This window comes from Tenacibaculum retecalamus, assembly GCF_027941755.1.
In the GTDB taxonomy this organism is placed as follows: domain Bacteria; phylum Bacteroidota; class Bacteroidia; order Flavobacteriales; family Flavobacteriaceae; genus Polaribacter; species Polaribacter haliotis_B.
Window position 1 is genome coordinate 2,826,396 of record NZ_CP115916.1, and the last position, 12,844, is coordinate 2,839,239.

A 12,844-nucleotide genomic window follows, 5' to 3' on the forward strand; every position below is an offset into this window, starting at 1 on the left:
ATTAAAGAAACGCAAATATTATCTATTTGCGTTTCTTATTATATATATTTTAATTCAATAAACTTAAAGCTAAATTCATTGAGCTTATTAGTTCTTTTTTATCAGGGTTAATTTTCGAAACTACTCGAAGTCCACTATAAATAGTAAATAATAGAGATGCTAATATTTTTAAATCTTGATTAGATTTTAATTGCCCTGCATCCTTTCCTTTTTTTAAAAAATCAAAAAACACTGTTTCTAATTCTTTTTTATTTTCTTCTAATACTTTAAGAATTTTTGGGTCTCCAGGTACCAATTCTGTTGTTGTATTTACTACAAAACAACCTTTTTTATCAGCATCACAAATTGCCTCATCAATGGCTATTTCAAATAATTTAGAAAATGCTTCTTTTACATTTTCAAAATTTTTAAAAAATTGCCTTAAACCTTCAATTCCTGTTTTTCTATAATACTGAAACGCTTTTTTAAACAGCGTGTCTTTATCACCAAAAGTACTGTAGAGACTGGCTCTATTAATTCCTAAATGATTTACTAAATCGTTAATTGAAGTAGCTGCATACCCTTGTTTCCAAAACAAATTCATTGCTTTGTTTAAAACTTCATTCTCATCAAATAATTTAACTCTTGGCATATATAAAAAATGTGGAAGCGTAAAACACTTCCACAAAGATAAAGATATTGGAATTATCATTCCAAAAAATGATAAAAAAATTAACCTACTAACGGATTTACATTCGTTCCTCCATCAATATTATATTCACTTCCTGTAATAAAAGATGCATCGTCACTTGCTAAAAACGATACTAATTTTGCAACATCTTCTGGTTGACCAAATCGCTTTAATGGTATGCGGTTTTGTAAAGTTTCTGCAAAACCATTTAATTGTTCTTCTGGCATACCTGTTTTTCCAAAAATTGGCGTTGCTATTGGCACTGGATTTACCGAATTAATTCTAATTTTTCTTGGTGCTAATTCTGTTGCTGCTGTACGAGTATATGAATTTAAAGCTGCTTTTGACGCTGCATAAATTGCAGTATTTGGCATACCTGTATAGGCATTTATTGATGACAAATTTATAATTGATGCCCCGTCATTTAAAACAGGCAAAAACTTTTCGGTAGTAAATACAGCACCTTTAAAATTAATTCCTATTTGATGATCAAACATTTCTTCTGTTATTTGTCCAACTGGTGCCGGAGCAAAAATACCTGCATTTACAAATAGCACATCTACTTTATTAAAATCGTTTTTTACTGATGCCACTAAGCTATCAATAGCGTTTAAATCGTTTACATCTGCAACAATTCCTTTTACTCCTAATTCTTGCGCTGCAGTTGCTACTTTTTCGGCATTTCTTCCTGTAATAATAACTGTAGCTCCTTTGCTCTTTAATTCTTTAGCGCTAGCATAACCAATACCACTATTACCACCAGTTACTACAGCTACTTTTCCATTTAAATTACTCATAATTTCTATTTTTTTATGTTTTAAATAATAACAGAACAATCGTTCCGTTTGCAAACATACAAATAACAGAACGATTGTTCCAAGTAAAATAACTAATTTTTAAAAAAGTAAAAACTGTTCTTTTTTTAATAACTTAGTCTAATCAATTACACAGTAAAATAGCTTTAAAAAAAAACGGCAAAATCATAAACATGAAATATGAATACACAATACTTTATGTGAAAAATGTAGCTGAAACAATTAAATTTTATGAAAAAGCATTTGGCTTTTGCAGGAAATTTATAAACCTGAAAATGATTATGGTGAATTGATATCAGGAGAAACTTCAATTGCATTTGCTTCAATAAAACTCGGAAATTCGAACTTTAAAAAAGGGTTTGAAAAAATCTCTAATTCTAAAAACCTTTCGGAGTGGAATTGGCATTTACTTCAGAAAATATCGAAAAAGATTTTCAGAATGCAATCACTTTTGGAGCAACTGAATTTGAACCCATAATAGAAAAATCTTGAGGTTAAAAAGTAGGTTACGTTCTTGATAACAACGGATTTTTAATTGAAATATGTACACCGATAAAACTATAGTTTCGAATTTACAAATACGATGAGATTCGAAAATCAACACATAAAAAACTATTTATGTTTCTAAAAATATTAGAACAACCAGAAAAAATAACATTATTTAAAAATACCGCCAAATCATTCATTTGGCTTTTAATAATCTATAAAACGTTTCAGGTAAGTACATCCGAAAAGTTTACATTTATTAGAAACTACATTTAAGCCCAATAATGTTAATAATAAATACTACAAATCAATTTTATCGTTTATCAAAAAGAGCATACATATTTTCAACAAACACCTCTTTATTTGATTTAAATTTATTGACAAACGATTTTGCACCACCTTTTAAATGGTCATTCAAATTATTATCGCTCCATTGTGCTATTTCTAAAATTATTGGTAATAATTCTTTGCCTTTTTGAGTAAGTCTATAAATGTTTGTCTTTTTATTACCTTCCATTTTTCCTTTAGAAATCAATTCTAACTCTACCAATTTTGATAATCTATTAGATAAAATATCTGTTGAGATTTTCTCACTTGAATTTACAAATTCAGTATATGTTTTCTTACCTGAAAACATCATATCTCTAATAATTAAAAGAGACCATTTATCTCCTATAATATCTAATGCTGAACTGATTGGACAAGTTGACCTATGCTTTTGATTCATTTTTAAATTTTATTACTTGGTTAATCCAAGTTATTTACTATTTTTGCTTGGGAAACAAAAGTAATAATAAATTAAGATAACTTAAAATGAAAGGTAAACATTCTAAAATAGTGGTTTTAGGAGCTGGAATTGGAGGTTTAACAACCGCAATAGCATTGCGTCAAAAAGGGTTTAAAAACATTAGTATCTATGAACGTAGAGAAAAGGCAACAACAATTGGAGCGGGTTTAGTTTTATGGTCTAATGCGACTAAAATACTTCATAAACTGGAATTATTAACAGAAATTGAAAAAGTTGGAGGAGAATTAGAACAAATGCAAAGGTGGACTAAAAATGAAGAATTTTTAGGAGCGATTAAGGTAAACAATATCAACACCTCTATTGGTTTCAAAAGCTATTCAATTAGCAGAATGGATTTACAAAATATTCTATTAAAAAAGGTAAATGAATTAAACGTTTCCATCTATTACAATCATAACGCTTTAAATATTTCATATCAAGATAATATTTCTTCTATAAGTTTTAAGAATGATATTTCTGTAAATGCTCAAATTATAATTGGGGCTGATGGAAGAATGGATTCAATAGCTCGACAGTATGTAAACGGAAATAATACTCCTATTTATCAAAATTTTGTCAATTGGATTGGTATCGTTGAAAGCGAGAAACCTATTTTTTCAGAAAACAATGTTCTAGATTTTTGGGGATGTGGTGAACGGTTTGGAATTGTTCCTATAAATAAAAACAAAGGATATTGGGCAGGAGGAAAATCACTACCATTAAACTCTTCTATTAAAAATAAGAATAACAAAACAGAACTTAAGAAACTATTCAATTCTTGGTCACCTAAAATCAAAGAAATTATAGAATTTACGGAAGACAAAAACATAAAATATATTGAAGTTTTTGACCATAATCCGATTATGAAATGGCATAAAAATAATGTATGCTTACTTGGAGATGCTGCACATGCATCGCTACCTACTTCTGGACAAGGTGCTTGTCAAGCTATAGAAGATGCTTGGCATTTTGCTTCTTTTTTAGATAAATCAGAAACAATAGAAAAGGCTTTTAATGATTTTCAAACAAGCAGATTTGAAAAAACTGCTACAATTACAATGGCAGGAAGAGATTTAGCTAAATCATTATTCAATGAAGATGAAGAATATTGCGAACAAAGAAATGAAAATGCAAAAGAAACAGATTATGAAATTGCAAGTCAAAATATAGCAAAATTATGGTCTAAAAATTTACCTAAATAAAAATGACAAAATCTAAAAAGTACATCAACAGAATAGGACGAATTTTATTCAGTATCATATTCATTACAAGCGGATTAAGTAAAATTAGTGATTGAAATAAGACTATAACTTATATGGAATCTCATAATATGATATTTGTCCCTTTTTTTTTAATAATAGCAATACTCTTACAAGTAGTAGGTGGATTATCAATTATCACGAGTTTTAAATCTAAAATTGGAGCAATATTGCTAATAATTTTTATACTCCCTGCAACATTTATTTTTCATAACTTTTGGGCTTTACCAACAGATACAAACGTACAGATAGTTACACAACAGGCTGAAATGGTTTCGTTTTTAAAAAACATCACAGTTATTGGTGCCTTATTATTAATATTTAACAACGAAAATAAGTAAACTAAAGGCTATATTACTGCTATCTCTGAAAACAAAAACCACTTTAACCGAAAAATGGAAAACGAAATACCAAGACTTTCTCGACTAACCTCAATCTTAATAATTTTTCAATCCAAAAAATTAATAACAATTGCTGAAATAGCTGATAAATTTGAGATTAGCACAAGAACAGTTTATCGTGATATTAAAGCTCTTGAAGAAGCAGGGATTCCAATTATCAAGGAAGAAGGTAAAGGTTATTCTTTAATGGAAGGTTTTAATTTGCCTCCTGTAATGTTTACAACACATGAAGCAAACACGTTAATTACGATTGAAAAAATTATCGAAACAAATACAGATAGTTCACTTATTGAAAACTATCAAAATATTATAACAAAAATTAAAGCGATACTTAAATATGCTGATAAAGAAAAAATTGAACTCCTTTCTAACCGAATAGGAACAACAAAAAAGACAAAAAATCAGATTAAAAGCAACTCGTTATCATTGATACAAACGTCAATCACAGACCAAGTCGTTATTGAAATACAGTATAAATCTATCTATAAAGAACAATTAACTAAAAGAGAAATAGCACCTTTAGGGTTATACTTTTCAAATGATAATTGGATAGTAATCGCTTTTTGTAATTTAAGAAATGAGCTAAGAGAATTTAGATTGGATAGAATATTAAATACATTGCCTCTCAAAAAACATTTTGAAAACAAAAATTTTAGCCTATCCGAATACTTTATTCAAGTTTCTGAAAAAAACACTAAATGCGTGACATAGGGTTGTCGCAACCCTAAATTATTTTTGTTCTATTATAAATTTATAAAAGGATAAAAATGATTAAAAAAGATCGAACAAACGCAAAAGTAATGGAATTTACTTCTTTTAAGAAAAAGGAAAATGTAACAGATGATGAATTAATACAAGCTGTAATTCAGTTCGAAAATTCATTCTTAGCAAATCAAGAGGGAATTTTATTTCATTGTTTAGTTAGAAATTTTAATAACGAATATGCAAATGTATTATTTGCTGATAATATGGATACTATAAACAATCTTTTTAAAGAAGCTGAAAATAATGATTCAACTAAACACTTTTTTAGTTTAATAGAAGATGAATCTGTTAAAATAACCATCCATCAAATAGAAAAAGAAAATTTTAGAGTACCAACACATTTTTCTTGTATAGAACACGGTACATTTTCGCTTAAAGATAATAATGATTATAAAAATTTAATTAACGTATCAAATACTATTGAGAAAGAGTATTTAAACAAATTAGAAAATACAAAAGCGCATTTTATTGGTACTGTTTCTGATAACTTATATTCTGAAATTACTTTTGGAGAAACACTTGGAAAAACAAAAGAAGCCTGTTTTGGTTATATGGAAAATAATTTTTGTAAGCCATTATTAGAAATGGCTGATGAAACATCTATGAAACTTGATTTTTGGTATTTAATAGCATAATTGAACAACCAAATACATTGTATAAATAAAATGTTAGCTTGAGAATATTTCAGGAAAAGAGAGTTATGCTTATTTCTTTTCCTGAAATATTATTTAACATAAAATTTCTTGCTGTTTGAAAACCTAAATTTACTACATTGAAAACTTAAAAAGAACAGTAGCTATGAATGAATTTAAAGAAATATCTAATTTTTTTGAAACAGAATATCCTTTAAATCAAGATGGATTAAGAGAACTACTTCTATTATTTAAAAAAGAAACCGTTACAAAAGGAACTCAAATTTTAAAAACTGATACTGAAGAAAAACAACTACGTTTTTTAAACTCTGGCGTTATAAGAGAGTATTTTGCAACTTCAGAAAAAGAAACGAACATTAATTTTTATACTAAACCACAATTTATTACCGATTTATCTTCATTTAATAACGATTTACAAACCAAAAAAAATCAAGAAACTTTAACCGAAGTAACACTTCTTGTTGTTGATAAAAATCCGTTTAAAGAACTGTTAAAAAAATATGAATGCGGAAAGTCATTTATCGATTTATCTTTTCAAAAATTATTAAAACACAAAGAGCTTTTAGAATATAACAGAATTACTAAAACTGCTGATGAGCTTTATAAAGAATTGTTTATTTACAAGACCGATTGGTTAAATAAAATTCCGCAATATCACATTGCTTCTTACTTAAATATTTCTCCAGAAACCTTAAGTAGAATACGAAAGCGCATTTCTTGATTTGAATCAATGGATACTGACCTTCCTTTTTTCAATTTTGTCTTTCAAATTATTTAATTATGAAAATACATCATGTAAGAAATGCTACACTCGTTATTGAAACTAATGATAAAGTTATTTTAGTAGATCCAATGTTAGGAAAAAAAGGAACAGCTGATCCGCCATTTACATTGTTTAGATTTAAACCATTACGAAACCCGATACTCGATTTACCAAATAACGCGATGGAAATCGTGAACAAAACCACACATTGTTTAATTACACATCTACATCCAGATCATTTAGATAAAGCGGCTGAAGCATTTTTAAAAGAAAGGAGTATTCCAGTAATTTGTAGTGTAAAAGATAAAAAAACACTTGTAAAAAGAGGTTTAAATATAACTCAAACTGTGGCATATTGGAAACAATCCGATTTTCTTGGCGGAACAATTGAAGGTATTCCAGCAAAACACGGTTATGGGTTTGTTGCCAAGCCTATGGGCAACGTTATGGGTTTTTTTATCAATCTTAAAAGTGAAAAATCAATTTATATAAGTGCTGATACTATTTATACCAATGATGTTGATAAAGTATTGAAAACATATAAACCAGATATTAGTGTTGTAGCAAGCGGAACAGCGCAACTAGACATTTTTAAACCGCTTTTAATGACCTTAAAAGATATTACTAAATTTGTTAAAAATGCACCTGGTTTTGTTATTGCTAATCATTTAGAAGCTGTTAACCACTGCCCTACTACTAGAAAACAACTAGAAACAGAATTAACGAAACATCAACTTATTAAAAAAACTTTTATACCAAAAGATGGGGAGGTTATGGAGTTTGAATAAATTTTAAGCACCTTTGTAATAGTAAATATTTATAATGATGGAGCAATTACAAAAATACTTAATACGTTATGCTGAATTTACTGACCATGAAATTAAACTCATTTATAATACTTGCACTAAACAAATCTACCAGAAAAAACAATTTCTAATCGAACAAAATCATATTTGTAAATACAAGTATTTTATCCTAAAAGGGTTGGTGCGACAGTTTAGAGTGGAAGAAAATGGCAATGAAAACATCAGTGCTTTTGGAATTGAAAACTGGTGGATTACCAATTTAGATAGCTTTGTAAATAAAACACCTACAATTAACTCAATTCAAGCGATAGAAGAAACTACAGTACTTCAAATTACAAACACGCAATTAGAAGATTTATATTTAAAAGTTCCTCAATTAGAACGTGTTTTTAGAATCATTACAGAAAACACATTGATTGCGCTTCAACGTAAAGATGAAATTTACATGAAAAAAAGCAGCAAAGAGCGTTACTTTATTTTAGTAGCTCAAATACCCGATTTTGCCCAAAGAGTTCCGCAATATATGATTGCTTCTTATCTGGACATTACACCAGAATACTTGAGTGAAATTAGGAAAAAAGGGAATCAAAATTAATTTCTTAAGATACCTTAAGGAAACTTCATTAGCTTGTAAAATACCTTTGTACTATAATAAAAAACAAATTTATATTATGGAACGAATAGCTTATAAAGACATCCCAAAAGGAATGTTTGAAAATTTACGAGAAATTGAAAACTTTATTGAAAGTTCAACCTTAGACATGCAATTACTTGAAATTATAAGATTACGAGTAGCACAAAAAAACGGTTGTGCATATTGTGTAGACATGCACTATAAAGAGCTCAAAAAAACAGGTGAAACCGAACTTCGATTATCATCATTATGTGTTTGGGAAGAAACTCCGTATTTTACAGATAAAGAAAGAGCTGTTTTAAAGTTTACTGATGCTTTAACAAAATTGTCACGAGGCATTATTTCTGATGAAATTTATAATCCGTTGTTAAAATTATTTTCAAAAGAAGAAATATGCTACTTAACCTTGGCTATATCTCAAATAAATACATGGACACGTTTAATGAAAGTGTTTCAATTTACACCAGGGAATTATAAGGTGACCGAATAAAAAAGTGTAAAAAAAGGAATACTAAATTTAGTATTCCTTTTATAGTTTTAATCTTTCTAGGGCTTTCTTTTTGTACAAATCACCTATCGGAATTTCAATTTTATCTATTTCTACATCTTGTTTTGTATACGCAGTTATTTTTTGAGAGTTTACAATATAAGAACGATGCACTCTTATAAAACGGTTGTCTAATTTTTCTTCAAAGGCAGAAATACCATGTTTAATTACCAACTTAGATACTAACGTATGTATTCTGATATAATCCTTTATACTTTCTATATATAAAATATCTTCAAATAAAACCTTGATATTTTTTTTATTACTTTGAACAAACATGTGTGTAGTTTCTTCCTTTTTATTAACAGGTTTCTCTATCGTTTGTGTATCTAGAAATTTTTCTATCGCCTTAAAAAATCGAGTAAAAACAATGGGTTTTAATAAATAATCAACCACATTTAATTCGTAACTTTCAATAGCGTATTCTCTGTGTGCGGTTGTAAATATTACTTTAGGCTTGTTGGCCAAGTTTTTTAAAAATTCAATACCTTTTAAAACAGGCATTTCAATATCTAAAAACATTAAATCTACCGATTCTGTTTTTAACACACTACTAGCTTCTATTGCAGATGCACAAACAGCCACAATTTCAAAATCTGGTAATTGATTTAAATGCGTAGTAATTAACTCTCTCGCTAATTCTTCATCATCAACAATTAAACATTTATACTTTTTCATGTGCTGTTAATTTTAATTCTAAATGATAACTTAATTCTTGATTATTAATTTTTAAAGAATATCCACTATTTGGGTACAATAAATTTAATTGTTTTTGGGTGTTTTTCATACCTATTGAATGCTTTTCAACATCTTCTCTTCCTTGATATGATTTTGGTTTTGTATTCTTTAATTTAAAGGCAATTTCTTTTGTTGTTGCTGATAAATATAAGTCAATAGTCCCTTTATTTAATTCTTGACTTATACCATGTTTAAAAGCATTTTCAACAAAAGTCAGTAAAATTAATGGTGCTATTTTTACATTTTGAATATTATTTTTTTCAAAAACAACTGTTACTCTATTTCCATACCTAACCTTTTCTAAAGCGATGTAGTTTTCTAACAAATCTATTTCTTTATCAATAGGCACATATTTATCTTTACATTGATACAATATATAATCTAAAATCTCAGAAAGTTTGGCAATTACTTCTGGTGTTTTATCTGATTTTTTTAATGCCAATGCATATAAATTATTTAACGTATTAAATAAAAAATGTGGATTTAATTGATGCTTAAGTAAATTAAGCTCGGTCGATTTTTTTTGCTCCTTTAAAGCAATAATATCCTTTTGATCTTGATAATATTTTATAGCAATTAATATGATTGAAGGAAAAACAATCCACATTATATTATTGATAAAAGAAATGAAAGAAAGTAATCGATCCCACAATAAAAAAGGTGGTCGCATTTTATAAATTTCAGGAAAATAAACTTCAAAATAATTGATAATAACAACGATATAAAAAAATCGTAATAAGTAAATAACCATTAAAGCTCCAACTACAAATAAAGCAATTCGTTTTTTATTTAAAAAATACGGAATTAGAAGGTAAAAGGTAAAAATGCTAAATAAAAACTGCAAAAATACTTTAAACGCAATATACTGCACCACAAATAACTTGTCGTGTTGTTTAAACCAATAAGTGCTTAACAGGTAGATAAACATAACAACCCAAAAGATTGTTTTTTGTAGAATACTTGTAGATATAATTTTTTTCATCAATATTAAATATACAATTTATGCGAACGCTAAAATTACGTTTTTGCTACCTCCACATTTTACTTCAAACTTAAAAAAATAAATTATCGCTGCTTCTTTTAATAGACAAAGGCCTATAAAGTAGAGTTAAATAGTTTTTTAAAGCAAATTAATCGTTTAAAAGATAAAAAAGAAGTTTCTATCAACGTTTTTACCCATTAAGTCTACAAAAAAATAAAGCAACCATTCATTTTTCTAGATTCGTTTGATTTTTAAAAATAAAAAAATGAAGACCTATACTTTAATACTGCTGTTTGTAGTAGTAAATTTTTGGAATTTAAATGCCCAGAAAAATAAAAAAAATTATTCAGAATTGATTAAAAAAGGGTGGAAACTCTGTTTAGATAAAGATTTTATAGCCTCGGCAAAAATTTATGAAAAAGCATTTAAAATTAATTCAAATGCGCCCTTAAATGACAGATACAACGCAGCATGTATTTATGCTTTAGCTAACAATTTAAATGGTGCCTATAAACATTTATTTATTGCAGTAAATACTTTAAACTGGTACGACATTAATCACTTAAAAAACGATAATGATTTAAAGAATATTAGAGCCGATAAAAGATGGAATGAGTTGATTACTATAATGCAAAAAACTAAACAAAAAATTGAAAAAAATTATGATAAAGAGTTGGTTACAATTTTAGACAAAATTTATTTTGATGATCAAAGCACAAGAAGTCAAATTAGAAGTAAAGAAGAAAAATATGGAAGAGACTCTAAAGAAATGCGTATTTTTTGGAAAGAAATTTTACACAAAGATTCCATCAATCTACTTAAAGTTAGTAAAATACTAGATACACAAGGATGGCCTAACAAAGAAAAAATTGGTGCAAGAGGTACTTTAACAATTTTTCTTGTTATTCAACATGGAAATCAAGAAGTAAAACTTAAGTATTTATCAATGATTCAGGAAGCTTTAAAAAAGAACTGGCTACCCAAAAGACAGTATGCGATGTTTTATGATAGATTGGTTTTAGGGCAAGGAAAAAAACAACTGTATGGAACGCAGTTAGCAATGAGCAAAGAAAATAAAAAACCATATGTTTTACCATTAGACGATGCTAGAAACGTAGATAAAAGAAGAGCTGAAATGGGTTTAAATTCTATGCAAGAAAATTTAAACAGGTGGGACTTAACCTGGGATGTAGAAGCATATTTAAAAATTTTACCAAAACTTGAAGCTAAGGAAAGAGCATTAAATCAAAAAAACAATTAAAAATGAATTTAAAAAAATTAACAATTTCGTTACTTACACTGTGTATTACCAGTATTACACTAGCCCAAAACACCAATAATTATTTTAGACATTTACGGTACAACCATGTTTCGCCTTATATAAAATTAACTGGAACTTATCCAATTAATGCTATAACTGCCAAAAACACGTCGCATTATATTTTTACATACAATAATGCTAATCAACTTGTTGAAATAACAAACAATCATTATTTTACTGAAAGAAGACACCCTTTGGCTTCAATCGGCGCATACAAAACAATAATTTCATACCTAAATAATACAGAAACTAGATTTTTTTTAGATAAAAACGGTAAAAGAATAACGAACGACCGTCAGGTTTATAAAGAAGTTTTTACTGTTGATAAAAAAGGGAATTATACTAAACTTGAGTTTTTTGATATTAACGACAAACCAATGGAATCTAATTGGCAAATAGCCCGTTACCAATGGTTTAAAAAACATAAAATGGTAGTTGAAAAAAGATTTGGTTTAGATAATAAACCAAGAAATCTTTCTAATTATTTTGAATTTGGTGTTACAGGGATGACCTTTAGAAAAGACGGATCACCAATAGGTAATTATAATTTAAATGAAAATTTAGAAATTGTAAATAATTCTGGTGGTGTTGCTTCGTATCAAGACACCTATGATAAAAACGGCAACCATATAAAGTATACTTATCATGATGAAAATAACAAACTGGTAATGAATCAGTTTGGTCTTTCTATTGGTGTCAAAGAATATGATAAGTTGGGAAATTATATTAAACAAGGTCATTACGATCCTAATATGAAATTTTTACGAGGAAGAGATATTGCTAGTAATCAACACATATCGTTAAGCAAAATAGCTTCAAAAAAAGACAGCTTAGAAATTAAAAGAATTTCTTTGGGTTATTTAATTGCTCTGCAAGAGTTAAAACCTAATTTAATGCAAGAGGTTATGAATGATAGCTTAAATAAAGTAACGGTAGGTTATAGTAGAGAATTAAGAAAAGAAGTAGTTACAGCCATTCCTAAAAAAAGAATGCTTGAAAATGCTGCAAATTGGAATAAATCAAATACTCGTTTTCCTCCTAACCCAAGTAATCAAATTAAAATATTAGATGTTTATCACAGAATAGCAACGGTTAAATTATACTCTGATAATTGGGTAGAGTATTTACACTTAATAAAACTTGATGACAAATGGAGTATTATCAATCTTTTATGGCAACATAAAAACGTTAAAAGATATCCGTTTTAGATGGAAGAG

General features: G+C 27.9%; 15 protein-coding genes. 10 read left to right on the top strand and 5 right to left on the bottom strand.

Annotation, left to right across the window (positions count from 1 at the left end):
* Window positions 1-49 precede the first annotated feature (49 nt).
* The 3 genes from PG912_RS13335 to PG912_RS13350 all read right to left on the bottom strand — a co-directional run bounded on the left by PG912_RS13335 (window position 50) and on the right by PG912_RS13350 (window position 2,698).
* Window positions 50-691, bottom strand: coding sequence for a TetR/AcrR family transcriptional regulator (locus PG912_RS13335; RefSeq protein ID WP_275687928.1), 642 nt, complete (start codon window positions 689-691; stop codon window positions 50-52).
* 20 nt (window positions 692-711) lie between these two features.
* Window positions 712-1,467 carry an SDR family NAD(P)-dependent oxidoreductase gene (locus PG912_RS13340; RefSeq protein WP_275687929.1) on the bottom strand — a complete coding sequence of 252 codons (756 nt, stop codon included), beginning with the start codon at window positions 1,465-1,467 and terminating at the stop codon, window positions 712-714.
* Between the two features lie 817 nt (window positions 1,468-2,284).
* Window positions 2,285-2,698 carry a winged helix-turn-helix transcriptional regulator gene (locus PG912_RS13350; RefSeq protein WP_275687930.1) on the bottom strand — a complete coding sequence of 138 codons (414 nt, stop codon included), beginning with the start codon at window positions 2,696-2,698 and terminating at the stop codon, window positions 2,285-2,287.
* A gap of 86 nt (window positions 2,699-2,784) precedes the next feature.
* On the opposite strand from PG912_RS13350, the gene PG912_RS13355 reads away from it, so the two are divergent.
* The 8 genes from PG912_RS13355 to PG912_RS13390 all read left to right on the top strand — a co-directional run bounded on the left by PG912_RS13355 (window position 2,785) and on the right by PG912_RS13390 (window position 8,529).
* Window positions 2,785-3,960: an FAD-dependent monooxygenase gene (locus PG912_RS13355; RefSeq protein WP_275687931.1), complete on the top strand. Its 1,176-nt coding sequence runs from the start codon at window positions 2,785-2,787 to the stop codon at window positions 3,958-3,960.
* A gap of 104 nt (window positions 3,961-4,064) precedes the next feature.
* A complete protein-coding gene (locus PG912_RS13360; RefSeq protein ID WP_333780709.1) occupies window positions 4,065-4,358 on the top strand; it encodes a DoxX family protein in 294 nt (97 codons plus the stop codon).
* Between the two features lie 54 nt (window positions 4,359-4,412).
* Window positions 4,413-5,129 (top strand): helix-turn-helix transcriptional regulator, encoded by a 717-nt coding sequence (locus PG912_RS13365; RefSeq protein WP_275687933.1) that lies wholly within the window; start codon window positions 4,413-4,415, stop codon window positions 5,127-5,129.
* A 56-nt stretch (window positions 5,130-5,185) separates the two neighbouring features.
* Window positions 5,186-5,818, top strand: coding sequence for a hypothetical protein (locus tag PG912_RS13370; protein WP_275687934.1), 633 nt, complete (start codon window positions 5,186-5,188; stop codon window positions 5,816-5,818).
* Between the two features lie 163 nt (window positions 5,819-5,981).
* The gene (locus tag PG912_RS13375) at window positions 5,982-6,557 is read left to right on the top strand and encodes a Crp/Fnr family transcriptional regulator (RefSeq protein ID WP_275687935.1); all 576 of its coding nucleotides are present in this window, start codon (window positions 5,982-5,984) and stop codon (window positions 6,555-6,557) included.
* Between the two features lie 59 nt (window positions 6,558-6,616).
* Entirely contained in the window at window positions 6,617-7,387 is a 771-nt protein-coding gene (locus PG912_RS13380) for an MBL fold metallo-hydrolase (RefSeq protein ID WP_275687936.1), read from the top strand.
* A gap of 37 nt (window positions 7,388-7,424) precedes the next feature.
* Entirely contained in the window at window positions 7,425-8,000 is a 576-nt protein-coding gene (locus PG912_RS13385; protein WP_275687937.1) for a Crp/Fnr family transcriptional regulator, read from the top strand.
* Between the two features lie 76 nt (window positions 8,001-8,076).
* Entirely contained in the window at window positions 8,077-8,529 is a 453-nt protein-coding gene (locus PG912_RS13390) for a carboxymuconolactone decarboxylase family protein (RefSeq protein ID WP_275687938.1), read from the top strand.
* 39 nt (window positions 8,530-8,568) lie between these two features.
* On the opposite strand, the gene PG912_RS13395 is transcribed toward PG912_RS13390, so the two are convergent.
* Together PG912_RS13395 and PG912_RS13400 are read right to left on the bottom strand one after the other, a co-directional pair.
* Entirely contained in the window at window positions 8,569-9,264 is a 696-nt protein-coding gene (locus PG912_RS13395) for a LytR/AlgR family response regulator transcription factor (RefSeq protein ID WP_275687939.1), read from the bottom strand.
* Window positions 9,251-10,306 (bottom strand): sensor histidine kinase, encoded by a 1,056-nt coding sequence (locus PG912_RS13400; RefSeq protein ID WP_275687940.1) that lies wholly within the window; start codon window positions 10,304-10,306, stop codon window positions 9,251-9,253. Before PG912_RS13400 ends, PG912_RS13395 begins: the two co-directional genes overlap by 14 nt.
* A gap of 265 nt (window positions 10,307-10,571) precedes the next feature.
* Here PG912_RS13400 and PG912_RS13405 point away from each other — a divergent pair, with 265 nt between their 5' ends.
* Window positions 10,572-11,567: a DUF6624 domain-containing protein gene (locus tag PG912_RS13405; RefSeq protein WP_275687941.1), complete on the top strand. Its 996-nt coding sequence runs from the start codon at window positions 10,572-10,574 to the stop codon at window positions 11,565-11,567.
* Between the two features lie 2 nt (window positions 11,568-11,569).
* Window positions 11,570-12,835 carry a nuclear transport factor 2 family protein gene (locus tag PG912_RS13410; protein ID WP_275687942.1) on the top strand — a complete coding sequence of 422 codons (1,266 nt, stop codon included), beginning with the start codon at window positions 11,570-11,572 and terminating at the stop codon, window positions 12,833-12,835.
* Window positions 12,836-12,844 lie beyond the last annotated feature (9 nt).

What these genes read in the sequence shown, in the direction of transcription:
- PG912_RS13390 (WP_275687938.1), top strand. Translation starts at nt 8,077, where the DNA reads ATGGAACGAATAGCTTATAAAGACATCCCAAAAGGAATGTTTGAAAAT.
- PG912_RS13350 (WP_275687930.1), bottom strand. Translation starts at nt 2,698, where the DNA reads ATGAATCAAAAGCATAGGTCAACTTGTCCAATCAGTTCAGCATTAGAT.
- PG912_RS13385 (WP_275687937.1), top strand. Translation starts at nt 7,425, where the DNA reads ATGGAGCAATTACAAAAATACTTAATACGTTATGCTGAATTTACTGAC.
- PG912_RS13375 (WP_275687935.1), top strand. Translation starts at nt 5,982, where the DNA reads ATGAATGAATTTAAAGAAATATCTAATTTTTTTGAAACAGAATATCCT.
- PG912_RS13405 (WP_275687941.1), top strand. Translation starts at nt 10,572, where the DNA reads ATGAAGACCTATACTTTAATACTGCTGTTTGTAGTAGTAAATTTTTGG.
- PG912_RS13370 (WP_275687934.1), top strand. Translation starts at nt 5,186, where the DNA reads ATGATTAAAAAAGATCGAACAAACGCAAAAGTAATGGAATTTACTTCT.
- PG912_RS13365 (WP_275687933.1), top strand. Translation starts at nt 4,413, where the DNA reads ATGGAAAACGAAATACCAAGACTTTCTCGACTAACCTCAATCTTAATA.
- PG912_RS13395 (WP_275687939.1), bottom strand. Translation starts at nt 9,264, where the DNA reads ATGAAAAAGTATAAATGTTTAATTGTTGATGATGAAGAATTAGCGAGA.
- PG912_RS13400 (WP_275687940.1), bottom strand. Translation starts at nt 10,306, where the DNA reads ATGAAAAAAATTATATCTACAAGTATTCTACAAAAAACAATCTTTTGG.
- PG912_RS13355 (WP_275687931.1), top strand. Translation starts at nt 2,785, where the DNA reads ATGAAAGGTAAACATTCTAAAATAGTGGTTTTAGGAGCTGGAATTGGA.
- PG912_RS13335 (WP_275687928.1), bottom strand. Translation starts at nt 691, where the DNA reads ATGATAATTCCAATATCTTTATCTTTGTGGAAGTGTTTTACGCTTCCA.
- PG912_RS13340 (WP_275687929.1), bottom strand. Translation starts at nt 1,467, where the DNA reads ATGAGTAATTTAAATGGAAAAGTAGCTGTAGTAACTGGTGGTAATAGT.
- PG912_RS13410 (WP_275687942.1), top strand. Translation starts at nt 11,570, where the DNA reads ATGAATTTAAAAAAATTAACAATTTCGTTACTTACACTGTGTATTACC.
- PG912_RS13380 (WP_275687936.1), top strand. Translation starts at nt 6,617, where the DNA reads ATGAAAATACATCATGTAAGAAATGCTACACTCGTTATTGAAACTAAT.